Origin of the sequence: Pseudomonas sp. BNK-44-b (assembly GCF_047456245.1) — a bacterium.
GTDB classification, from domain to species: Bacteria; Pseudomonadota; Gammaproteobacteria; order Pseudomonadales; family Pseudomonadaceae; genus Aquipseudomonas; species Aquipseudomonas machongensis.
This window is the reverse complement of record NZ_CP179908.1, coordinates 4,832,105-4,855,157: the sequence shown is the minus strand read 5'-3', so window position 1 is coordinate 4,855,157 and position 23,053 is coordinate 4,832,105. Positions and strand designations below refer to the sequence as shown.

Annotated in this window: 18 protein-coding genes and 1 pseudogene; 11 read left to right on the top strand and 8 right to left on the bottom strand. The window is 62.9% G+C overall.

All coding sequences use genetic code 11. From position 1 onward, the window contains the following. Positions 1-99 precede the first annotated feature (99 nt). The 4 genes from ntrC to glnA form a co-directional block, all read right to left on the bottom strand. A complete protein-coding gene (gene ntrC, locus ACMGGG_RS22055) occupies positions 100-1,536 on the bottom strand; it encodes a nitrogen regulation protein NR(I) (RefSeq protein WP_063541426.1) in 1,437 nt (478 codons plus the stop codon). Continuing rightward, on the bottom strand, positions 1,533-2,618 hold the full coding sequence (glnL, locus tag ACMGGG_RS22050) for a nitrogen regulation protein NR(II) (RefSeq protein WP_063541424.1): 1,086 nt from the start codon (positions 2,616-2,618) through the stop codon (positions 1,533-1,535). The genes ntrC and glnL overlap by 4 nt, the downstream gene beginning before the upstream one ends. Positions 2,619-2,881: 263 nt before the next feature. Continuing rightward, positions 2,882-3,424 carry a chorismate mutase gene (locus ACMGGG_RS22045; protein ID WP_414154425.1) on the bottom strand — a complete coding sequence of 181 codons (543 nt, stop codon included), beginning with the start codon at positions 3,422-3,424 and terminating at the stop codon, positions 2,882-2,884. Positions 3,425-3,575: 151 nt separating this feature from the next. Beyond that, a complete protein-coding gene (glnA, locus tag ACMGGG_RS22040) occupies positions 3,576-4,982 on the bottom strand; it encodes a glutamate--ammonia ligase (protein WP_063541420.1) in 1,407 nt (468 codons plus the stop codon). A gap of 480 nt (positions 4,983-5,462) precedes the next feature. On the opposite strand from glnA, the gene thiI reads away from it, so the two are divergent. Continuing rightward, positions 5,463-6,917: a tRNA uracil 4-sulfurtransferase ThiI gene (gene thiI / locus ACMGGG_RS22035; protein ID WP_153774283.1), complete on the top strand. Its 1,455-nt coding sequence runs from the start codon at positions 5,463-5,465 to the stop codon at positions 6,915-6,917. Between the two features lie 127 nt (positions 6,918-7,044). Continuing rightward, entirely contained in the window at positions 7,045-8,865 is a 1,821-nt protein-coding gene (typA, locus tag ACMGGG_RS22030; RefSeq protein ID WP_054895282.1) for a translational GTPase TypA, read from the top strand. Between the two features lie 211 nt (positions 8,866-9,076). Here the strand turns inward: typA and ACMGGG_RS22025 are convergent, their stop codons facing one another. Beyond that, positions 9,077-9,481, bottom strand: coding sequence for a YkgJ family cysteine cluster protein (locus tag ACMGGG_RS22025; RefSeq protein ID WP_054895281.1), 405 nt, complete (start codon positions 9,479-9,481; stop codon positions 9,077-9,079). A 186-nt stretch (positions 9,482-9,667) separates the two neighbouring features. Between ACMGGG_RS22025 and ACMGGG_RS22020 the strand changes: the two genes are divergently transcribed. The 3 genes from ACMGGG_RS22020 (at position 9,668) to ACMGGG_RS22010 (ending at position 13,958) form a co-directional block, all read left to right on the top strand. Beyond that, entirely contained in the window at positions 9,668-12,118 is a 2,451-nt protein-coding gene (locus ACMGGG_RS22020) for a glycogen/starch/alpha-glucan phosphorylase (RefSeq protein WP_414154424.1), read from the top strand. Between the two features lie 229 nt (positions 12,119-12,347). Continuing rightward, positions 12,348-13,358, top strand: a complete 1,011-nt coding sequence (locus tag ACMGGG_RS22015) for a class 1 fructose-bisphosphatase (protein ID WP_054895279.1) — start codon at positions 12,348-12,350, stop codon at positions 13,356-13,358. A 3-nt stretch (positions 13,359-13,361) separates the two neighbouring features. Then, positions 13,362-13,958 (top strand): DUF924 family protein, encoded by a 597-nt coding sequence (locus ACMGGG_RS22010; protein WP_151925980.1) that lies wholly within the window; start codon positions 13,362-13,364, stop codon positions 13,956-13,958. 52 nt (positions 13,959-14,010) lie between these two features. On the opposite strand, the gene ACMGGG_RS22005 is transcribed toward ACMGGG_RS22010, so the two are convergent. Beyond that, positions 14,011-14,736 carry a methyl-accepting chemotaxis protein gene (locus ACMGGG_RS22005; RefSeq protein WP_370671317.1) on the bottom strand — a complete coding sequence of 242 codons (726 nt, stop codon included), beginning with the start codon at positions 14,734-14,736 and terminating at the stop codon, positions 14,011-14,013. A gap of 129 nt (positions 14,737-14,865) precedes the next feature. Beyond that, positions 14,866-15,900: pseudogene (locus ACMGGG_RS22000) on the bottom strand (cache and HAMP domain-containing protein); the annotation flags it as partial. Positions 15,901-16,122: 222 nt separating this feature from the next. On the opposite strand from ACMGGG_RS22000, the gene bamE reads away from it, so the two are divergent. Together bamE and ACMGGG_RS21990 are read left to right on the top strand one after the other, a co-directional pair. After that, positions 16,123-16,377 (top strand): outer membrane protein assembly factor BamE, encoded by a 255-nt coding sequence (gene bamE / locus ACMGGG_RS21995; protein ID WP_054895277.1) that lies wholly within the window; start codon positions 16,123-16,125, stop codon positions 16,375-16,377. Further along, complete coding sequence (locus ACMGGG_RS21990; protein ID WP_065863888.1) at positions 16,374-16,946, top strand: lipocalin family protein; 573 nt, start codon at positions 16,374-16,376, stop codon at positions 16,944-16,946. Before bamE ends, ACMGGG_RS21990 begins: the two co-directional genes overlap by 4 nt. A 55-nt stretch (positions 16,947-17,001) precedes the next feature. Here the strand turns inward: ACMGGG_RS21990 and ACMGGG_RS21985 are convergent, their stop codons facing one another. Further along, positions 17,002-18,366: a formimidoylglutamate deiminase gene (locus ACMGGG_RS21985; RefSeq protein ID WP_414154423.1), complete on the bottom strand. Its 1,365-nt coding sequence runs from the start codon at positions 18,364-18,366 to the stop codon at positions 17,002-17,004. 143 nt (positions 18,367-18,509) lie between these two features. On the opposite strand from ACMGGG_RS21985, the gene hutC reads away from it, so the two are divergent. From hutC to ACMGGG_RS21965, 4 genes are all read left to right on the top strand, one after another. After that, entirely contained in the window at positions 18,510-19,220 is a 711-nt protein-coding gene (gene hutC, locus ACMGGG_RS21980) for a histidine utilization repressor (RefSeq protein ID WP_414155835.1), read from the top strand. Continuing rightward, on the top strand, positions 19,217-19,792 hold the full coding sequence (locus ACMGGG_RS21975) for a HutD family protein (protein WP_414154422.1): 576 nt from the start codon (positions 19,217-19,219) through the stop codon (positions 19,790-19,792). The genes hutC and ACMGGG_RS21975 overlap by 4 nt, the downstream gene beginning before the upstream one ends. Before the next feature lie 450 nt (positions 19,793-20,242). Next, on the top strand, positions 20,243-21,922 hold the full coding sequence (gene hutU, locus ACMGGG_RS21970) for a urocanate hydratase (RefSeq protein WP_063541406.1): 1,680 nt from the start codon (positions 20,243-20,245) through the stop codon (positions 21,920-21,922). Between the two features lie 159 nt (positions 21,923-22,081). Next, entirely contained in the window at positions 22,082-23,050 is a 969-nt protein-coding gene (locus tag ACMGGG_RS21965; RefSeq protein ID WP_414154421.1) for an ABC transporter substrate-binding protein, read from the top strand. Positions 23,051-23,053: the final 3 nt, after the last annotated feature.

The window sequence follows — 23,053 nt, the reverse complement described above, 5'->3', positions numbered from 1 at the left end:
TGCATGGCACGGGCTACGCCCGTGTTCGCGGGCAAGCCCCGCTCCTACAGGAGCGGGGCTTGCTTTTGATCGGTTGAGCGCAGCGCGACGCGTCAGTCGTCAGTGATCCTCACCCTCATCGTCATCCCCGCCATCGACCTTCATCCCCAGCTCCTTGATCTTGCGCGTCAGGGTGTTGCGCCCCCATCCCAGCAGCACTGCGGCATCGCGGCGGCGTCCGGCGGTGTGCTTGAGCGCGGTCTCGATCATGATCCGTTCGAAGCTCGGCACGGCGCTGTCGAGCAGGTTCGACTGCCCGCGCGCCAGGGCCTGGTCGGCCCACTGGCGCAGTGCCTGCTCCCAGTTGGTGACCGGTGCGGCATCGTGCGGCAGGTTGAGCAGCTCTGGCGGCAGGTCGCCGATCAGCACTTCGCGGCTCGAGGCCATCACCGTGATCCAGCGGCAGGTGTTCTCCAGCTGACGTACGTTGCCAGGCCAAGGCAGGTTGCGCATGAACTCCTCGGTTTCCGGCTTCAGCAGCTTGGGCTCGACCGCCAGCTCCCGCGCCGCACGGCCCAGGAAGTGGCGGGCGAGGGCCGGGATGTCCTCGCGCCGGTCAGCCAGGCGCGGGATGTGGATGCGGATCACGTTGAGGCGATGGAACAGGTCTTCACGGAACTTGCCGGCCTGTACCAGCGATTCCAGGTTCTGGTGGGTCGCGGCGATGATGCGTACGTCCACCTTCACCGGTACATGGCCACCGACCCGATAGAACTCGCCATCGGCCAGCACGCGCAGCAGGCGGGTCTGGGTGTCGGCAGGCATGTCGCCGATCTCGTCGAGGAACAAGGTGCCGCCGTCAGCCTGCTCGAAGCGTCCGCGCCGCTGGTTGGCCGCACCGGTGAAGGCGCCTTTCTCGTGGCCGAACAGCTCGGACTCCATCAGGTCCTTGGGGATCGCCGCCATGTTCAGCGCGATGAACGGCGAAGCCGCACGCGGGCTGTGGCGGTGCAGGGCGTGGGCGACCAGTTCCTTGCCGGTGCCGGACTCGCCGTTGATCAGCACGGTGATGTTGGAATGGCTCAGCCGGCCGATGGCGCGAAACACCTCCTGCATCGCCGGTGCCTCGCCGATGATCTCGGGCGTGCGGGCGAGTACGGGCGGCGCTTCGAGCGCCTGCTGTTCCTGGGCGTGCTGGTTGGCGCGCTTGACCAGCGACACCGCCTCATCGACGTCGAACGGCTTGGGCAGGTACTCGAAGGCGCCCCCTTGGTAGGACGCCACCGCACTGTCCAGGTCCGAGTGGGCGGTCATGATGATCACCGGCAGGCGCGGGTGCTGTTCGCGAATCTGCGCGAGCAGGTCCAGGCCGCTGGCGCCAGGCATGCGGATGTCGGAGATGATCACGTCCGGCTGCTGCCGGGCCAGGCGACCCATGACCCCGTCGGCACTGTCGAAGCTCTGGGTGGTCATGCCCTCTTGTTGCAGGGCTTTTTCCAGGACCCAGCGGATGGAACGATCATCGTCGACGATCCACACGGTTTCACTACGGCTCATGGGGCTGTGGCTCCTTGTTCCAGGGGCAGGAAGATCGAGAAGGTGGTATGGCCGGCATGGCTTTCACACTCGATCAGGCCCTGATGCTGGCTGATGATGTTCTGGGTAATGGCCAGCCCGAGCCCGGTACCGTCCGGGCGCCCGCTGACCATGGGATAGAAGAGGGTGTCCTGCAGTTCCGCGGGAATGCCGGGGCCGTTGTCGATGATTTCGACCCGTGCCACCAGCCTGTGGCGCACATGGCCGATGGTGAACTGGCGCACCGCGCGGGTGCGCAGGGTGATGCGGCCCAGGCGCAGTTCGTTCTGCCCACTGATCGCCTGCATGGCGTTGCGCACGATATTGAGTACGGCCTGGATCATCTGCTCGCGGTCGATCAGCACGTCCGGCAGGCTCGGGTCGTAATCGCGCACCAGGGTGATGCCGCCCTGGCTTTCGGCCTCCACCAGGCTGCAGACACGTTCGAGCACTTCGTGCACGTTGGTCATCGACAGCGACGGCAGCTTGTTCGAGCCAAGCATGCGGTCGACCAGGTTTCGCAGGCGGTCGGCTTCTTCGATGATGACGTTGGTGTAGTCGCGCAGACCGTCTTCGGGCAGCTCGCGGGCCAGCAACTGCGCTGCGCCACGGATGCCGCCGAGCGGGTTCTTGATCTCGTGGGCGAGGCCGCGCACCAGCATCTTGGTGGTTTCCTGCTTGCTCAGTTGCGCCTCTTCCTTGGTGATGCGCAGCAGGCGGTCGCGCGGGTGGACTTCGAGCAGCAGCAGGGTGTTGCCCTGGTGCAGGATCGGCGTCACGGCGTAGTCGACGGTGATGCTCTGGCCGGTCAACGAAGTCAGTTGGGCTTCGCGCTTGGTGAACGGGTGCGCCTGTTCCACGGCCTGGCGCAGGGAATTGAGCGCCTCGGTCGATTCGGTGAACAGCTCACTGATGAACTGGCCATGGCTGCGCTGGCCGCTGACGGCCAGGAGCATTTCCGCTGCCGGGTTCATGTACTCAAGGCGCAGGTCGCTGTTGAGCAGCAAGGTGGCAGTGGTCAGGTTGTCCAGGAGCAGACGGTGCTGTGCATCGCTGATGGTCATGGTGCGTGGTTGACCTCTTTTGGCGCTGTTCTGGCACATGGCGCCCCTGGCTCGACCAGGGGCGGGCACGCTGGTAATCCGCTGATAGCCTGAAAATGCAAGAAACAAACCAAGGCTCCGAAAAGAAGCGGAATTGCCCGATAAAGCGCTGGATATGCGCAAAATCGGCTCAGAAAAGCCTGGTTTACCGTTTCTCCTGACCTAATTTGGGGTGCATTGCGGGGCGTTCAGCGGTTTTGTGCACCAATATAGAGCATAGAGCGTCAGGGGCGTTGGCACAGGTTGGCGGTCGCCCTGATCAGGAACAGGCGACGTGGGGCATCTGTAGTCCTCGATGCAAGCGCTTCAGCCAAGGCTTCGCTGCAGCGCTGCGGACGTTGTTGGTCGAACTCGGCCAGTGCATCGAGCAATCGGTCTTGGAGCTGATCCAGTATGGGGCGTATTTCGCTGGCGAGGTCCTGGCGCGCAATATCAGGCGCTTGATGTTGCAGGTGCCACTGGTTGAGCAGGTGGTACTGCCTGAGCTTGTTGGCTTCTATCTGATCGGCAAAGAACTGTTCGGCACGGTCGGCGCTCAATCGATGTGCACTGGCTGCCTGGCCGACCTTGGCCAGTACCTGTTGCTCACGTGGGCTGTCTTGAACCGGTTGGTGGCGATCCCATTTATGCAGTGCTACAGCCTGGGCGATTTCCAGTCGCTGTTCGATGCTGTCGAGCAGGGGATCGAAGGGGGAGCGGGGCTCGTTGGCATTCACGCAAGCGGACAGTCCTGCGATGCAGGAGAAGGTGATAAATGAACGACGCATGGGAGTCTCCATGGGGTTGGAGCCTCTGAGTCTCGCAGTAATTCAACTAACCTTCTAGTAGGAAGGTTCTGTAAATCCTGGATGTGAAAACGCAAACGGCCTCCCGAAGGAGGCCGTTCTCTAGACGGTCACGGCGCAGGCGCCGCGCACATCAAACGCTGTAGTACAGGTCGTATTCCAGCGGGTGAACGAAGGTACGGACCTTGATCTCTTCTTCGGACTTCAGCTCGATGTAGGCATCGATGAAGTCGTCGGAGAACACGCCGCCCTTGGTCAGGAACGCACGGCCCTTGTCCAGCTCTTCCAGGGCTTCTTTCAGGCTACCGCAAACCTGTGGGATCTCTTTGGCCTCTTCAGGCGGCAGGTCGTACAGGTTCTTGTCGGCGGCATCGCCTGGGTGGATCTTGTTCTGGATACCATCCAGGCCGGCCATCAGCAGTGCAGCGAAGCACAGGTACGGGTTGGCAGCCGGGTCCGGGAAGCGCGCTTCGATGCGGCGGGCTTTCGGGCTGGAAACGTAAGGGATACGGATCGAGGCCGAGCGGTTACGAGCCGAGTAGGCCAGCATGACCGGAGCTTCGAAGCCTGGTACCAGACGCTTGTAGGAGTTGGTAGCCGGGTTGGTGAAGCCGTTCAGGGCCTTACCGTGCTTGATGATACCGCCGATGAAGTACAGGGCGGTGTCGGACAGGCCGGCATAGCCTTCGCCGGAGAAGGTGTTCTTGCCGTCCTTGGAGATCGACATGTGAACGTGCATGCCCGAGCCGTTGTCGCCGTACAGTGGCTTCGGCATGAAGGTTGCGGTCTTGCCATAGGCGTCGGCAACGTTGTGCACGCAGTACTTCAGGGTCTGGACTTCGTCAGCCTTGGTGACCAGGGTGTTGAACTTCACACCGATCTCGTTCTGGCCGGCAGTCGCCACTTCGTGGTGGTGAACTTCGATGACCAGGCCCATTTCTTCCATGGCGTTGCACATGGCGGTACGGATTTCGTGGTCGTGGTCGCACGGCGGAACCGGGAAGTAGCCGCCTTTGACGGCAGGGCGGTGGCCCTTGTTGCCGCCTTCGACGTCCTGGTCGGTCATCCAGGAGCCTTGCTCGGAGTAGATCTTGAACATCGAGCCGGAGATGTCCGACTTGAACTTCACCTGGTCGAAGATGAAGAACTCAGGCTCTGGGCCGACGAATACGGTGTCGCCGATGCCGGTGCTCTTCAGGAACTCTTCGGCACGCTTGGCGATGGCGCGTGGGTCGCGGTCGTAGCCTTGCATGGTGGACGGCTCGATCACGTCGCAGACCAGGATCAGGGTCGGCTCTTCGGTGAACGGGTCGAGCACGGCGGACGAGTCGTCCGGCAGCAGGATCATGTCGGAAGCTTCGATGCCTTTCCAGCCCTCGATGGAGGAGCCGTCGAACATCTTGCCAGCTTCGAAGAAGTCTTCATCCAGCGCATCGCGAGCCGGCATGGTGACGTGGTGCTGTTTGCCTTTGGTGTCCGTGAAACGCAGATCAATCCACTTGACGTCATGATCTTTGATGAGTTGAACCGACTTCGACATGTTGTCCTCCGGATGGTCTAGGGTGCGCTTGGCCGCTGCCCTGGAAAAAGGGTGTCGCCGGGCGCGGATAGTCGGCCAAGCTTACCTGCATCACAAGGGAGCAAATTGCATGCCAGTGCCCGAAAATGGCGAGGGCGCCATGAAAATAGGCGTTTGCGGGTGTTTGGCGAGGGAAGTGAGTGGGGTAGTGCACTCATAAAAGGCATTCCCTCGCGCCAATGCTTCATTTTGGTGCGCTTATTTATGCGTGATGCGTTCTTTGAGGGCCTCTTCGCGGGCAAGCCCGCTCCCACGGGGTTGCCGGTGGCGCAGATCCTGTGGGAGCGGGCTTGCCCGCGAAATGGCCTTTGCAAGCGCTATCAATCCCACCTGAAAGCCCCTCGAACAAACCTCTGATCAAAAGTTGCTCAAACCTCGAGCCATTTCCGCTATAATTCGCGCCCCTCATTTTCGGCAGGCCCCGGGCGCGCTGTTAACCCAATGAAACTTATCGTCAAAGTCTTCCCAGAGATCACCATCAAGAGCCGGCCGGTGCGCAAGCGCTTCATCCGCCAGCTCGGCAAGAACATCCGCAACGTGCTCAAGGATCTGGATCCGGAGCTCGTGGTCGATGGTGTCTGGGATAATCTCGAGGTGGTCACCCGCATCGACGACGAGAAAGTCCAGCGCGAGATGATCGAACGCCTGACCTGCACCCCAGGGATCACCCACTTCCTGCAGGTGCAGGAGTATCCGCTGGGCGACTTCGACGACATCGTCGACAAGTGCAGGCAGCACTTCGGCCACCTGCTGGCCGGCAAGCGCTTCGCCGTACGCTGCAAGCGCGGCGGCCACCACGACTTCACCTCGATGGACGTCGACCGCTACGTCGGCAGCCAGCTGCGCCAGCAGTGCGGCGCCGCCGGCATCGACCTGAAGACCCCCGAAGTGATGGTGCGCATCGAAATCCGGGACCAGCGCCTGTACGTCATCCACAACCAGCACAACGGCATCGGCGGTTATCCGCTGGGTGCGCTGGAGCAGACGCTGGTGCTGATGTCCGGTGGCTTCGACTCCACCGTGGCGGCCTACCAGATGATGCGCCGCGGCCTGATGACCCACTTCTGCTTCTTCAACCTCGGTGGCCGTGCCCACGAGCTGGGCGTGATGGAAGTCGCGCACTACCTGTGGAAGAAATACGGCAGCAGCCAGCGCGTGCTGTTCATCAGCGTGCCGTTCGAAGAAGTGGTCGGCGAGATTCTCGGCAAGGTCGACAACAGCTATATGGGCGTGACGCTCAAGCGCATGATGCTGCGTGCCGCGGCGCGCATGGCCGATCGCCTGGAAATCGACGCCCTGGTCACCGGCGAGGCGATCTCCCAGGTTTCCAGCCAGACCCTGCCCAACCTTGCGATCATCGACTCGGCCACCGACAAGCTGGTGCTGCGTCCGCTGCTGGCCAGCCACAAGCAGGACATCATCGATACCGCCTACCAGATCGGCACCGCCGATTTCGCCAAGCACATGCCCGAGTACTGCGGCGTGATCTCGGTGAACCCGACCACCCATGCCAAGCGCCACCGCATGGAGCATGAAGAGAAGCAGTTCGACATGGCGGTGCTCGAGCGCGCCCTGGAACGCGCCAAGCTGATCTCCATCGACCACGTGATCGACGAGTTGGGCAAGGATATCGATATCGAGGAAGTGGCCGAGGCGCTGCCAGGTCAGATCGTCATCGACATCCGTCACCCTGACGCCCAGGAAGACGAACCGCTGCAGATCGACGGCGTCGAGGTCCAGGCACTGCCGTTCTACGCGATCAACAGCAAGTTCAAGCAGCTCGATGCCAACCGGCAGTACCTGCTTTATTGCGACAAGGGTGTGATGAGCCGTCTGCACGCACACCACCTGCTCAGTGAGGGACATGCCAATGTGCGTGTTTATCGTCCGGCATAAGACGCCAGGGCTGTATGGCGGCAGCATCCGCCATCGCCCTCCCGACCTGCGGGCCCGCTGAGCCTTTTACCTTCATATTGGCCGCCTAGACTGGCGGCAAACCGAATCCTCTGCACGAGATACAGTTGTGATCGAAAATCTGCGTAACATCGCCATCATCGCCCACGTTGACCATGGTAAAACCACCCTGGTCGACAAACTCCTGCGCCAGTCCGGCACCCTGGAGCGTAACGAGCTCAACGACGAGCGCGTCATGGACTCCAACGACCAGGAAAAAGAGCGCGGCATTACCATTCTGGCGAAGAACACCGCCATCAACTGGAACGGCTACCACATCAACATCGTCGACACCCCCGGCCACGCCGACTTCGGTGGCGAGGTTGAGCGTGTAATGTCGATGGTCGACTCGGTGCTGCTGCTGGTCGACGCCCAGGACGGCCCGATGCCGCAAACCCGCTTCGTAACCAAGAAAGCCTTCGAAGCCGGCCTCAAGCCAATCGTCGTGATCAACAAGGTCGACCGTCCGGGCGCGCGTCCTGACTGGGTTCTGGACCAGATCTTCGACCTGTTCGACAATCTCGGTGCCACCGACGAACAGCTGGACTTCAAAGTCGTCTACGCTTCGGCCCTGAACGGCATCGCCGGTCTGGACCACACCGAAATGGGTGAGGACATGACCGCGCTGTACCAGTCGATCGTCGACAACGTACCTGCGCCGAACGTTGACCGTGAAGGTCCGTTCCAGATGCAGATCTCCGCTCTGGACTACAACAGCTTCCTCGGTGTTATCGGCGTTGGCCGTATCGCCCGTGGTCGCGTCAAGCCGAACACTCCGGTTGTCGCCATCGACACCGACGGCAAGAAGCGCAACGGTCGTATCCTCAAGCTGATGGGCCACCACGGCCTGCACCGCGTCGACGTCGAAGAAGCCCAGGCTGGCGACATCGTCTGCATCAGCGGTTTCGACGAGCTGTTCATCTCCGACACCCTGTGCGCCCCGGACGCGGTAGAGGCGATGAAGCCGCTGACCGTCGACGAACCAACCGTTTCGATGACCTTCCAGGTCAACGACTCGCCGTTCTGCGGTAAAGAAGGCAAGTTCGTCACCAGCCGCAACATCAAGGACCGTCTGGACAAGGAGCTGCTGTACAACGTAGCCCTGCGCGTTCAGGAAACCGACTCCCCTGACAAGTTCAAGGTATCGGGCCGTGGTGAGCTGCACCTGTCGGTTCTGATCGAAACCATGCGCCGCGAAGGCTTCGAGATGGCTGTAGGCCGTCCTGAAGTGATCATCCGTGAAGTGGATGGCGTGAAGCAGGAACCGTTCGAGAACGTCACCATCGACATCCCTGAGGAATCCCAGGGCAAGGTCATGGAAGAGATGGGCCTGCGTAAGGGCGACCTGACCAACATGGTCCCGGATGGCAAGGGCCGTGTGCGCCTGGAATACAACATCCCGGCCCGTGGTCTGATCGGTTTCCGTAACCAGTTCCTGACCCTGACCAACGGTGCAGGCATCCTGACCTCGATCTTCGATCGCTACGACACCATGAAGTCGGGCCAGATGTCCGGCCGTCTGAACGGTGTTCTGGTTTCGGTCGAGACCGGCAAGGCCCTGACCTACTCGCTGGAAACCCTGCAGGCGCGCGGCAAGCTGTTCGTCGAGCACGGCCAGGAGATCTACAACGGCCAGATCATCGGTCTGAATAGCCGTGACAACGACCTGGGCGTGAACCCGACCAAAGGCAAGAAGCTCGACAACATGCGTGCTTCGGGCAAAGACGAAGTCATCGCCCTGGTTCCGCCGGTTCGCCACACCCTCGAGCAGGCCCTGGAATTCATCCAGGACGACGAGCTGTGCGAAGTGACGCCGAAGTCGATCCGTCTGCGCAAGAAGATCCTGGACGAAGGCGAGCGTACCCGCGCTGCCAAGAAAGCCAAGAACTGAGTTAGCTCAGGCTGAATGAAAACGCCCCCGGTCGAAAGGCCGGGGGCGTTTTTGTTTGTCTGCAGACTGGGTTGTGTTCATGCCGGCCTCTTCGCGGGCAAGTCGGGGCGCCGAACCGCCGCTCCCACAGGGGCCCCGCTGCCCCAGAGGCCGACGGGGCCCCTGTGGGAGCGGACTTGCCCGCGAAGAGGCCCGTACCGGCGCTACAGGCCTATCGCCCAACCACTTTGGGCTTGTACGCGCAGTACCCTGGCCGCGGTCCGACCTTGGGGTGGTTGCGGCAGGTGTCCGGGCGCTTGTCATAAATGGTGCACAGCCGGCTCTTGCGGTCCAGATACATGCAATCGTCGTTGCTCATCCGGGTCAGGGTGAAGATGCCCGACTTCTGGTTGAAGCGTTCGATGATGCCTTCTTTCTGCAGGCGCTTGGCGACGTTCTTCGGCGGCTCGTCCTTCTCGAACTCGTCCACCACGCCGATGCGGATCAGATCCTTGATCTTCACCTCCACAGGCAGGGTACAGCAGGTCGAATGGCAGCCATGGCACATGCTGCTGGTATAGCGCTGCCAGGTTTCCAGGCGGTCGACTTCGGCGGCGGCGATCAGGGTCGGTTTCATTTTAATAGTGGGCGGATCACGGTCTTGGGGCGCGCGATCATACCGGAGTTGTTCAATTTGTGAACAACCTTTTGCCGGAATCGCCAAGCCGGCATGAAAACTGCGAACCGAGCCTGTCACTCCCTGTCGAAGGGTCTAGTCTCTTCAATCTCCCTCCGTATTCGTCAACTTGCCCGAGGATGCCGCATGTCCCAGGAACCCAAAGCTCGTGACGCCGAGGTGGCCGCGTTTCGCGCCGCTGTACTGGACAAACTGACCTACGCGGTCGGCAAGGACCCGGAACATGCCTTCGACCATGACTGGTTCGAAGCCATCGCCCTGGCCGCCCGCGATCACATGGTCGACCACTGGATGGACCACACCCGCCGGGCCTACCGGCGCAGCCAGAAGCGGGTCTACTACCTCTCCCTGGAATTCCTCATCGGCCGACTGCTGTACGACAGCCTGAGCAACCTGGGCTATCTGGAAATCGCCCGTGAAGCGCTCGAGGGGCTGGACGTGGACCTTGAGCGCATCCGCCTGCTCGAGCCCGATGCGGCGCTGGGTAATGGTGGCCTGGGACGGCTTGCGGCGTGCTTCATGGAAAGCATGTCGACCCTCGGCATTGCCGCCCATGGCTACGGTATCCGCTACGAGCATGGGTTGTTCCGCCAGGCCATCGTCGATGGCTGGCAGCAGGAGCAGACCGAGAACTGGCTGGACTTCGGCAACCCTTGGGAGTTCGAGCGCGCCGAGGTGATCTATCCGATCAGTTTTGGCGGCAGTGTCGAAACGCTGCACGATGCCCATGGCGCTGCGCGGCAGGTCTGGACGCCGGGCGAAACCGTTCGTGCAGTGGCCTACGATACGCCGGTGGTCGGCTGGCGCGGCTCCAGCGTCAATACCTTGCGCCTGTGGCGTGCCCGGGCGCTCGAAGAGTTGCACCTGGAGCGCTTCAATGCCGGCGATCACCTGGGGGCGGTGGCCGAAGTGGCGCGGGCCGAAAGCATCTCGCGAGTGCTTTACCCGGCGGACAGCACCGAAGCGGGGCAGGAATTGCGCCTGCGCCAGGAGTACTTCTTCGTTTCCGCGTCGCTGCAGGATCTGCTGCGACGTCACCTGAACATGCACGATGACCTGCTCAACCTGCCGGACTCGGCGGCGATCCAGCTCAACGACACTCACCCCTCGATCGCCGTCGCGGAGCTGATGCGCCTGCTGGTCGACCAGCACGGGATTCCCTGGGAAAAGGCCTGGGAGCTGACGGTCGGCACCCTGGCCTACACCAATCACACCCTGCTGCCCGAGGCCCTGGAAACCTGGCCTGTGGCGTTGATGGAGCGCATGCTGCCGCGGCACATGCAGATCATCTACCTGATCAACGCGTACCACATCGACGCGCTGCGGGCCAAAGGCTTGCACGACTTCGACGTGCTGCGCGCGGTGTCGCTGATCGAGGAGGACAACGGCCGCCGTGTGCGCATGGGCAACCTGGCGTTTCTCGGTTCGCACAGCGTCAACGGCGTGTCGGCGCTGCACAGCAAGTTGATGAAGAGCACGGTGTTCGCCGAGTTGCACAAGCTGTATCCGCAACGGATCAACAACAAGACCAACGGCATCACCTTCCGCCGCTGGCTGTACCAGGCCAATCCGCAGTTGACCGGCATGCTGGTCGACGCCCTGGGCGCCGAGGTGCTGGACGATCCGGAGGGCAAGCTCAAGGCGCTGGCGCCTCATGCCGAGAAAGCCAACTTCCGCAAGCAGTTCGCAGCCCAGCGCCTGCACAGCAAGCGCGCACTGGCGAGCATCATCCAGGACCGCATCGGCGTGACGGTCAATCCCGAAGCGTTGTTCGACGTGCAGGTCAAGCGTATCCACGAGTACAAGCGCCAGTTGCTCAACCTGTTGCATACCGTCGCGCTGTACCAGGCCATCCGCAACGACCCGACCACCCAGTGGGCGCCGCGGGTGAAGATCTTCGCCGGCAAGGCGGCAGCCAGCTATCACCAGGCCAAGCTGATCATCAAGCTGACCAACGACATCGCTCGGGTGGTCAACAACGACCCCACCGTGCGCGGGCTGCTCAAGGTGGTGTTCCTGCCCAACTACAACGTCAGCCTGGCCGAGAGCATCATCCCGGCGGCCGACCTTTCCGAGCAGATCTCCACTGCCGGGTACGAAGCGTCCGGTACCAGCAACATGAAGTTCGCCCTCAACGGCGCGCTGACCATCGGCACCCTCGACGGCGCCAACGTCGAGATGTGCGAGCAGGTCGGCGCGGAAAACATGTTCATCTTCGGCCTGACCGCCCAGCAGGTCGAGGCGCGCAAGCGCGCGGGCGATTTCGGTGCGGCGGCTGCCGTGGCAGCGTCGGGGCGCCTTGGCGATGTCCTGCAGGCGATCCGCAGCGGGGTGTTCTCGCCGGATGATCCAGGGCGCTATGCCGGACTGATCGACGGCCTGGTGGCCTACGATCGCTTCCTGCTGTGTGCCGATTTCGATGCGTACTGGGATGCCCAACTGCGGGTCGAGGAACTGTGGCATACGCCGCAGGAGTGGTGGCGCATGGCGGTGCTCAATACCGCACGGATGGGCTGGTTCTCGTCGGACCGGACCATTCGCGAATATGCCACTGAGATATGGAAGGCATTGGATTAGCAGGGTGTCAGTTCCGGCCCGATCGCGGGGCCAGCCCGCTCCTGTAAAGGACGGCGCTGGCCCTGTAGGAGCGGGCTTGCCCCGCGATGGGGCCGCCGCCGACCAACTGCCTGAACTCATTGCCCGAACCACCGTCTGATCCGCCAGGCGAGTCTCTTCGCTCGCTAGGCTGCCACTCTCCCTGTAAACTGCGGGGGTTTTTCTACCCCTTTCCACTTCGGAGCCATACATGTCCCGCGTTACCCTGAGTCGCTATCTGATTGAGCAGACCCGCAGCAACAACACTCCTGCCGATCTGCGCTTCCTGATCGAAGTGGTGGCGCGCGCGTGCAAGGAAATCAGCCACCACGTGTCCAAGGGCGCCCTGGGCGGCGTGCTGGGCAGCATGGGCACCGAAAACGTGCAAGGCGAAGTGCAGAAGAAGCTCGACGTCATCTCCAACGACATCCTGCTCGAGGCCAACGAGTGGGGCGGCCACCTGGCCGGCATGGCGTCCGAAGAAATGGACAACGCCTACCAGATCCCGGGCAAATATCCCAAAGGCGCCTACCTGCTGGTCTTCGACCCGCTGGACGGCTCGTCGAACATCGACGTCAACGTCTCGGTCGGTACCATCTTCTCCGTGCTGCGTTGCCCGAACGAGTACCTGAGCCAGAACGAAACCCTCAACGAAAACGCCTTCCTGCAACCAGGCACCCAGCAGGTCGCCGCCGGTTATGCGATCTACGGCCCGCAGACCATGCTGATCCTCACCCTGGGCAATGGCGTCAAGGGCTTCACCCTGGACCGCGAACTGGGCAGCTTCGTCCTGACCCACGAAAACATCCGCGTTCCGGAAACCACCGCAGAATTCGCCATCAACATGTCCAACCAGCGCCACTGGGAAGCCCCAGTGCAGCGCTACGTGGGCGAGCTGCTGGCCGGTGAGACCGGGCCGCTGAAAAAGAACTACAACATGCGCTGGATCGCCTCGATGGTGGCCGACGTGCACCGCATCCTGACCCGTGGCGGCCTGTTCATGTACCCGCGCGACGCTCGCGAGCCGAGCAAGCCGGGCAAGCTGCGCCTGATGTACGAAGCCAACCCGATGTCGTTCATCATCGAGCAGGCCGGCGGCGCATCGACCAACGGTTACGAGCGCATCCTCGACATCAAGCCTGAGAGCCTGCACCAGCGCGTGTCGGTGATCCTGGGCTCGAAGGAAGAGGTCGAGCGCGTCACCGCCTATCACAAGGAGTAAGTCATGCTCGCACCTTGGCAGCCGTTGCTGGAATGGTGGTTCGGTTGGGGCACCAATGCCCAGGCCGTGGCTGACGAGAAAAACACCCGCTGGTTCGGCAAGCATGACGATGCCGAGGCCCAGGCACTGTTCGGCGATCTGGTCGAGCAGGCCCTGGCGGGTGGGCTCGATGAGTGGCAGCAGAGCCCGCAGGGCTGGTTGGGGTTGTTGATCTTGCTCGACCAGTTGCCGCGCATGATCTACCGCGACACGCCGCGCGCCTTCGACGGCGACCGGCGTGCCCAGGTGGTGGCCATGCAGGGTTTGCAGAAGGGTTGGGACTATCAGCTGCTGCCGATCCAGCGCGTGTTCGTGCTGCTGGTGCTGGAGCACGCCGAGGTGCTGGATTGGCAGAACCTGTGCGTGGAGCGCTACCAGGTCTTGCTGGACGAGCAACCCGAGGCCAATCGCCGGCTGTTCGAAGGCTTTCTGGACTATGCCGAGCAGCACCAGCGGGTGATCGCGCGGTTTGGGCGTTTCCCGCATCGCAACCTGTTGCTGGGGCGGCCGAGTACCAGTGAAGAGATGGACTTCCTGCTGGAGCCGGGTTCCCGGTTCTGAATCAGCGGCGCCTTCTTCGCGGGTATATCTGCGAAGAAGGCGCCGCCGAACCTTATATCCTGAAACTCCCCACCAACTGCTTCAACCGATCGACCTGATGCTCCAGGTCGTTGCAGGCACGCAAGGTGCTCTGCAGGTTCTGCACTCCTTGCTGGTTCAGCGTATTGATCTCGGTGATGTCGACATTGATCGACTCGACCACTGACGTCTGCTCTTCGGTCGCCGTGGCTACCGACTGGTTCATGCCGTCGATCTCGCCGATGCGCTGGGTCACGCTGCCCAGGCGGTCGCCTGCGCGGTTGGCGATCTCGACGCTGTGATCACTGTGCTGCTGGCTCTGGTTCATGGTGCTCACCGCCACTTGCGCGCCGGCCTGCAATTCCTCGATCAGCCCCTGTACCTGCTGCGCCGACTCCTGGGTGCGGTGCGCCAGGTTGCGCACCTCATCGGCCACCACGGCAAAACCACGTCCGGCCTCGCCGGCCCGCGCTGCTTCGATGGCGGCGTTGAGCGCCAGCAGGTTGGTCTGTTGGGAGATGCCGCTGATCACGTCGAGAATCTGGCCGATGTTCGCGGTATGGGCGTTGAGCGTCTCGATATTGCCGCACGAATCGCTGATTCGCGCCGACAGCTTGTTCATCACATCGATGGTCTGGCCAACCACCTGCTGGCCTTCCGCGGCGAGGTCGCGGGCGTCGCTGGAGTGCTGCGAGGCGAGGGCGGCGTTCTGGGCGATCTCCTGGGCTGCGGCGCCCAGCTGGTTGATCGCCGCCGCCACGCTGCTGGTGCGGCTGGACTGCTGGTCGGCGTTGTCGATGGAGGCGTTGGATGCACTCACCACCTGCTTGGCCACGGCGTTGACCTGGCCAGTGGCCGAAGCCACTTCGCGGATCGACTCGTGGATACGCTCGACGAAGCGGTTGAACGACTGCCCCAGGCTGCCGAATTCGTCCTGGCCGTGGATGGTCAGGCGCCGGGTCAGGTCGCCTTCGCCCTCGGCGATATCGCGCATGGCTCGGCCCATCACGTGCAGCGGCTCCATCAGCACACGAATCAGCAGGCCCAGCAGGGCGATGATCACCACCACGGCAATCAGCGTGGCCACCACCGCCGAGGTGCGCAGTTCGCCGAGCATGGCGAAGGCAGCATCCTGGTCCAGGACCAGTGCGACGTACCAGTCCGCCGGCACGCCATCGACGTGGGTGAAGCTGATGAACTGGCTGCGACCGTCTGCCTCGACTTCGGCCAGCCCCTTGCCGATGCGCGGGGTGTTGTTGGGGTAGACGTCTGCCAGGGTCTTGAGTGCCAGCTCGGCCTTGGGATGGATGAGGATCTTGCCTTCGCCGTTGACGATGAAGGCGTGGCCCTTGCCGCCGAAGTCCAGGGCGTTGACCAGGTTGCTGATGGTCTGCAGGTCGGTGTCGACGCCGCTGACGCCAATCAATTGGCCGGCCTGCTGCACGGGCGTGGCAAGGGTGATCACCAGCTTGCCGGCCGACGCCGAGATGTAGGGTTCGGTGATGATGGTCTGGTTGGCGGCGCTGGCGGCCTTGTACCAGCCGCGGGCGCGCGGGTCGTAGTCGGGGGCGCGATTGCCGGCCGGCACCGATTGCATACGGCCGTCCTTGCCGCCGAAGTAGGTGAGCTGGAAGTTGCTGGCGTAGACCGGCAGCGCCAGGCTGCGGTCAAGGCTGGCCTTTTCCGGGCCGTCCACGGCGACCTGCTGGCCCAACGACTGTAGCAACTGGATGCGGCTGTCGAGCCAGGTGCGGATATTGCCCGCGGTGAGGTTACCCAGTTCCTGCAGGTTGGTTTCGGTATCGCTGCGCAGCGACTGGCGCTGGCGATAGTCGTTGAACAGCACGAAGCAGGCGAAGGCGACGGCCACCACGAGTGCGGCGGCCACCAGGATCTTGTGGCTGAACTTGAGATTTTTTGTCATGTGCAAGGTCTGCGCAGGCATTTCGGGAGGAGGGTGCGGCAAAGGGCCACATCGCTGAATGCTATGTCGCCCGTGATGAATTAGCCATGAGAGATTTGTGACGGGACCCGACCAACGGCATGGTACGAAAGCAGGGGTAGCAGGGAACCGGGGAGGCATTTTCGCTTCTAAGGTCTCTGCAGGCCGTCTCGCCTGTTGCATCCATCTCCAGGAGAGCCCTTCATGTCGTTGCGTTCCCTCGCCCTGTTGTCCTTGTTGGTCGTCCTGACCGCCTGCAGCAAGATCAACCAGGAAAACTATTCCAAGCTCAAGGCCGGCATGAGCAAGGCCGAGGTCGAGCAACTGCTCGGGTCGCCGAAGGAGTGCTCGGGCGCGCTCGGCATGAGCAGCTGTACCTGGGGGGACGAGAAGAGCTTCATCAGTGTTCAGTACGCCGCTGACAAGGTGTTGATGTACTCCGGGCAGGGCCTCAAATGAGGGCCGCGCATCTGCTGCTGGCGCTGGGTCTGGCGTTGGTATTGGGCGGGTGTGCCAGCTCGTCGGTGGATTCGTTGGCGCCCAAGACGGCCGGCAACGTCGACCTCAAGCGCTACCAGGGCAAGTGGTTCGAACTGGCCCGCCTGCCGATGCGCTTCCAGGAAGGCTGCGCGCAGTCCGAAGCCCATTACAACCTCAAGCCCGATGGCAGCCTGGGTGTGCTCAACCGTTGCCGTACCGAAGGTGATGAATGGTTGCGCGCCGAAGGTCGTGCGGGCATCGAGGCGCCGGGGCACACCGACAAGTTGTGGGTGGAGTTCGACAACTGGTTCACGCGCCTGGTACCGGGGCTGACCAAGGCGGACTACTGGATCCTGTACGTGGACGATCATTATCGTACTGCGATTGTCGGCAGCCCGAATCGCAAGTACCTGTGGATCCTGTCGCGAACTCCGAGCCTGCCGGCGTGGGAGCGCGAGAACCTGCTGTCGAAGGCTCGCCAGCAGGGGTATGACACCAGTCGGCTGATCTGGCGGGTGTCGGACAAGGCGATCGTTGCCCGGCATTGAGTCTGCCGGGCTCCAGGTCAGGCCTGGCGCGATCCGCAGCTGATCGCGCCGGCTTTCAGCCCAGCAGCGTGCGCAGTACCGCGGCGAATGCCTGCCCGCTTTGCTCTTCCAGCGCATGTCGCCCCTGGCGTACCACCCACTGGCCGTTGACCATCACATCACGTACCTGACGGTCGCTGCCGGCGAACAGCCAGCGGTTGAGGATGCCGTCGCCGCTTGAAGTTGCCAGGTACGGATCCTGGCCATCGAGCACCAGCCAGTCGGCACGCTTGCCCACCGCCAACTCGCCAATGCCTTGCCCCAGGGCCTGCGCGCCGCCTGCCAGCGCCGCGTCGTAGAGTGTGCGGCCGACCATCGGCTGGTCGCTGCGGTACAGCCGGTTGCGCCGCTGGTCGCGCAGGCGCTGGCCGTACTCCAGCCAGCGCAGCTCTTCGACGACGCTCAGCGAGACATGGCTGTCCGAGCCGATGCCCATGCGCCCGCCCTGGGCCATGAAGTCGACGGCCGGGAAGATGCCATCGCCCAGGTTGGCCTCGGTGGTCAGGCACAGCCCTGCCACCGCGCCGCTGCGGGCCATGGCGCTGACTTCGTCGGCCTCGACGTGGGTTGCATGCACCAGGCACCAGCGCGCATCCACCTCGACGTGCTCGTACAGCCATTGCACCGGGCGACGGCCGCTCCAGCCCAGGCAGTCGTTGACTTCCTTCTGCTGCTCGGCAATGTGGATGTGCACCGGGCACGCCTTGTCGCTGGCGCCCAGCACTTCGGCGATCTGGTGTGGCGTTACCGCGCGCAGCGAGTGGAAACACAGGCCCAGGTGCTGCGCGGGTTGCGCGGCCAGCAGCGGCTTGAGCTGCTCCTGCAGGCGCAGGTACTGCTCGGTGGAGTTGATGAAGCGGCGCTGGCCCTCGTTCGGCGCCTGGCCGCCGAAGCCGGAATGGGAGTACAGCACCGGCAGCAGCGTCAGGCCGATGCCGCTGGCGCTCGCTGCCGCGCTGATCTGGCGCGACAGCTCGGTGGGGTCGGCGTAGGGCGTGCCGGCATTGTCGTGGTGAACGTAGTGGAATTCGGCCACCGAGGTGTAGCCGGCCTTGAGCATCTCGATGTACAGCTGGCGGGCGATGACCTGCAATTGCTCGGGAGTGATCAGGCGGACCAGGCGGTACATCAGGTCGCGCCAGGTCCAGAAACTGTCATTGGGGTTGCCGACCACCTCCGCCAGGCCTGCCATGGCGCGCTGGAAGGCGTGGGAATGCAGGTTGGGCATGCCCGGCAGCAGCGGGCCGGCCAAGCGTTCGGCGCCTTCGGCGCTGGCGTTCACGTCTATTTTTTCGAGGCGCCCGTCGGTGGACACCCCGAGGCGGACATTGCTGGCCCAGCCTGAAGGGAGCAGGGCGCGTTCGGCGAAGTAGGCGGACATCACTCGGTCATCCTGTATCGTTATTTGTATATACATATACAGACGTTTGCCTGCCGGGTAAACTGCGGCAAGCTACCGTCAATCAAATTGCACAAGGATGCATAGCCGTGCCGACACCTTCCGTCTCCGCGCTGGTGGCCCAGATGGGCGAAGGGCCGGCGCTGCTGTATGCGCGGGTCAAGCAGATGATCGTCCAGCAGATCGAAAACGGCAGCTGGCCGCCTCATCATCGCGTCCCGTCGGAAAGCGAGCTGGTCAGCCAGCTGGGCTTCAGCCGCATGACCATCAACCGCGCCCTGCGCGAGCTGACCGCCGAGGGCCTGCTGGTCCGCATGCAGGGCGTCGGGACCTTCGTCGCCGAACCCAAGACGCGCTCGGCGCTGTTCGAAGTCAACAACATTGCCGACGAGATCGCCAGCCGCGGGCATCAGCACCGCTGCCAGGTGATCATCCTCACCGAGGAGGCCGCAGGTTCCGAGCGCGCCATGGCCCTGGACATGCGCGAGGGGCAGCGGGTGTTCCATTCGCTGATCGTGCACTACGAGAACGATGTGCCGGTGCAGATCGAGGATCGCTATGTGAACGCGGCGATCGCCCCGGATTACCTGCGCCAGGATTTCACCCGGCAGACGCCTTATGCGTACTTGTCCCAGGTCGCGCCGCTGACCGAAGGCGAGCACGTGGTCGAAGCGATCCTGGCTGACCCAGACGAATGCAAGCTGTTGCAGATCGAGCGTGGCGAGCCCTGCCTGCTCATCCGTCGGCGTACCTGGTCAGGCCGCCAGCCGGTCACCGCCGCGCGCTTGATTCATCCCGGTTCCCGTCATCGCCTGGAAGGACGTTTCAGCAAATGAGCCAGCTGCAGTTGTTGCGTGCCCGCGATTATCCGCGCATGCCCTGGAAGAACGGTGGTGGGTCTACCGAAGAAATCACCCGCGATGCGGGCGTTGGCCTGGACGGGTTCGGCTGGCGCCTGTCGATCGCCGATATCGAGGCTTCCGGCGGCTTTTCCAGTTTCACCGGTTATCAGCGGATCATCACCGTGCTGCAGGGCGATGGCATGCGCTTGTCGGTGGACGGCCACGAAAGCCGGCCGCTGCTGCCGTTCGATGCCTTTGCGTTCAGTGGCGAGAGCCAGGTTGCCTGCACACTGCAGGGTGGCCCGATCCGCGACTTCAACCTGATCTATGCGCCGAACCGTTACCGCGCGCGGTTGCAGTGGTTCATGGGGGGTACTCGCCTGTTCAGTTCGGCCGAGACCGTGCTGGTGTTCAGTGCCGAGGCGGACCTGAGCGTCGGGATCCAGGGGCAGGCGTCGGTGCTTGGGTTGTATGACTGCCTGCAGCTCAGTGGTAACGCGGGTTTGCTGGAGGTCGAGGTATCGGGGCGCTGCTGCGTTATCGAGTTGAGTCCTCAGCTGTTGTAAGTCTTCAGGGCGCTATCGCGGGACGAGCCCGCTCCTACAGGTTCAGTGCGTCATTCAGGACGGCGCTGAACCTGTAGGAGCGGGCTCGTCCCGCGATAGCGCCCTCAAAAACCCTGAAAAAACAGTTACCCGGTAACGCCCGCAAACAGCGCACCCTGTTACCGAATGCCCCAAAGTGGCGCAAAGCCATTTCTGTCTGAACTCCCCGACAAATCCTTCCCGCGATTTTTCTTCACGTCTCAAGGCCTTGAACCACGAGGCCTCCAGTCCATCGCCCGAGCCTCTCGAACCACCCGTTTCGATGACTTGGCAATTCAATTGCATATGCTTGTATGTACAAGTAAAGATAAGTGCGCGATAGTGGATAGGCCGTCCCATCCGCACGGTACCGAACAGCCCCGGCCCGCCGATCTCGTCGGGTTTGAATAGATCGCTCAAGGAGCACCTTTCGTGACTGACAAAAAGCCCACCACTTTCCGTGACGTCGAGATCCGCGCCCCACGTGGCACCCAGCTGAACGCCAAGAGCTGGCTGACCGAGGCCCCGCTGCGCATGCTGATGAACAACCTTGATCCGGAAGTGGCCGAAAACCCCAAGGAGCTGGTGGTGTACGGCGGCATCGGCCGTGCTGCGCGCAACTGGGAGTGCTACGACAAGATCGTCTCCACCCTCAAGGAGTTGAACGACGACGAAACCTTGCTGGTGCAGTCGGGCAAGCCGGTTGGGGTGTTCAAGACCCACAGCAACGCCCCGCGCGTGCTGATCGCCAACTCCAACCTGGTGCCGCACTGGGCCAACTGGGAGCACTTCAACGAACTGGATGCCAAGGGCCTGGCCATGTACGGCCAGATGACCGCCGGCAGCTGGATCTACATCGGTAGCCAGGGCATCGTCCAGGGCACCTACGAAACCTTCGTCGAAGCCGGTCGCCAGCACTACGGCGGCAGCCTCAAGGGCCGCTGGGTTCTGACCGCAGGCCTCGGCGGCATGGGCGGCGCCCAGCCTCTGGCCGCGACCCTGGCTGGCGCCTGCTCGCTGAACATCGAATGCCAGCAGGTCAGCATCGACTTCCGCCTGCGCACCCGTTACGTCGATGAGCAGGCCACCGACCTCGATGACGCCCTGGCGCGCATCGCCAAGTACACCGCCGAAGGCAAGGCGGTTTCCATCGCCCTGCATGGCAACGCCGCTGAAATTCTCCCGGAACTGGTCAAGCGTGGCGTGCGTCCGGACATGGTCACCGACCAGACCAGCGCCCACGACCCGCTCAACGGCTACCTGCCGATCGGCTGGACCTGGGAGCAGTACCGCGACCGCGCCAAGACCGACCCGGCTGGCGTGGTCAAGGCCGCCAAGCAATCGATGGCGGTGCACGTGCAAGCCATGCTCGACTTCCAGAAAGCCGGCGTGCCGACCTTCGACTATGGCAACAACATCCGCCAGATGGCCCAGGAAGAAGGCGTGAAGAATGCCTTCGACTTCCCTGGCTTCGTGCCGGCCTACATCCGTCCGCTGTTCTGCCGCGGTATCGGCCCGTTCCGCTGGGCAGCCCTGTCGGGCGACCCGCAGGACATCTACAAGACCGACGCCAAGGTCAAGGAACTGATCCCGGACGATGAGCACCTGCACCGCTGGCTGGACATGGCCCGCGAGCGCATCAGCTTCCAGGGCCTGCCGGCACGTATCTGCTGGGTTGGCCTGGGCCTGCGCGCCAAGCTGGGCCTGGCGTTCAACGAAATGGTGCGCAGCGGCGAGCTGTCTGCCCCGGTGGTGATCGGCCGTGACCACCTGGACTCCGGCTCCGTATCGAGCCCGAACCGTGAAACCGAATCCATGCAGGATGGCTCCGATGCCGTGTCCGACTGGCCGCTGCTCAACGCCCTGCTCAACACTGCGGGTGGCGCCACCTGGGTTTCCCTGCACCACGGCGGTGGCGTGGGCATGGGCTTCTCCCAGCACTCGGGTGTGGTGATCGTCTGTGATGGTACCGACGAAGCGGCGGCGCGTATTGCCCGCGTCCTGACCAACGACCCGGCCACCGGTGTGATGCGCCATGCCGACGCCGGTTACCAGATTGCGATCGATTGCGCCAAAGAGCAGGGTCTGAACCTGCCGATGATCACGGGTTGATCCGCGTCCCAGGGGTTGCTGCGCAGCCCCATCGCGGGACAAGCCCGCTCCTACTGTAGGAGCGGGCTTGCCGCGAAGGGGCACGCAGTGGCCCCAGGTGATCCACCTTCTTTGCAAGGACTGCCGATTTCCACTTCTTAAGTTTGGGAGCGTCACGCAATGAAAACCAACAAGACCTTGCTTGCTTCGCTGTTCGCCCTTGGCCTGCTCGGCAGCGCCGGTGCCACTCAGGCCGCTACCTGGTGCGAATCCGGCAAACCGGTGAAATTCGCCGGGCTGAACTGGGAAAGCGGCATGCTGCTGACCGATGTGATGCAGTTCGTGCTCGAGAAGGGCTACGGCTGCAAGACCGACAGCCTGCCGGGCAACTCCATCACCATGGAGAACGCCCTGGGCACCAACGATATCCAGGTGTTTGCCGAGGAGTGGGTGGGTCGCAGCGAAGTGTGGAAAAAGGCTGAGGCAGCCGGCAAGGTGGTCGGTGTCGGCGCACCGGTGGTCGGTGCGGTCGAAGGCTGGTACGTGCCGCGCTACGTGATCGAGGGCGATGCCAAGCGCAAGCTCGAAGCCAAGGCGCCAGGCCTGAAGAACGTGGCCGACCTGGCCCAGTACGCCAGCCTCTTCAAGGACCCTGAAGAACCGAGCAAAGGCCGTTTCTACAACTGTCCGGCCGGCTGGACCTGTGAGCTGGACAACACCCAGATGCTCAAGGACTACGGCCTGGAAGACAAATTCACCAACTTCCGCCCGGGCACCGGCCCTGCGTTGGATGCGGCGGCGCTGTCGAGCTACAAGCGCGGCGAGCCGATTCTCTTCTACTACTGGACGCCAACCCCGCTGATGGGCCAGATCGACCTGGTCAAGCTCGAGGAAAAACCGGGCGTCGACAAGACCGTGTCGATCAAGGTCGGCCTGTCGAAAACCTTCCACGAACAAGCGCCGGAGCTGGTCGGCGTGCTGGAGAAGGTCAATATCCCGATCGACATTCTCAACCAGAACCTGGGGCGCATGAGCAAGGAACGCATCGAATCGCCGAAGCTGGCCAAGATCTTCCTGAAGGAACATCCTGAAGTCTGGCAGGCGTGGGTCAGTGAAGACGCTGCCAAGAAGATCAATGCGGCGCTCTGAGCG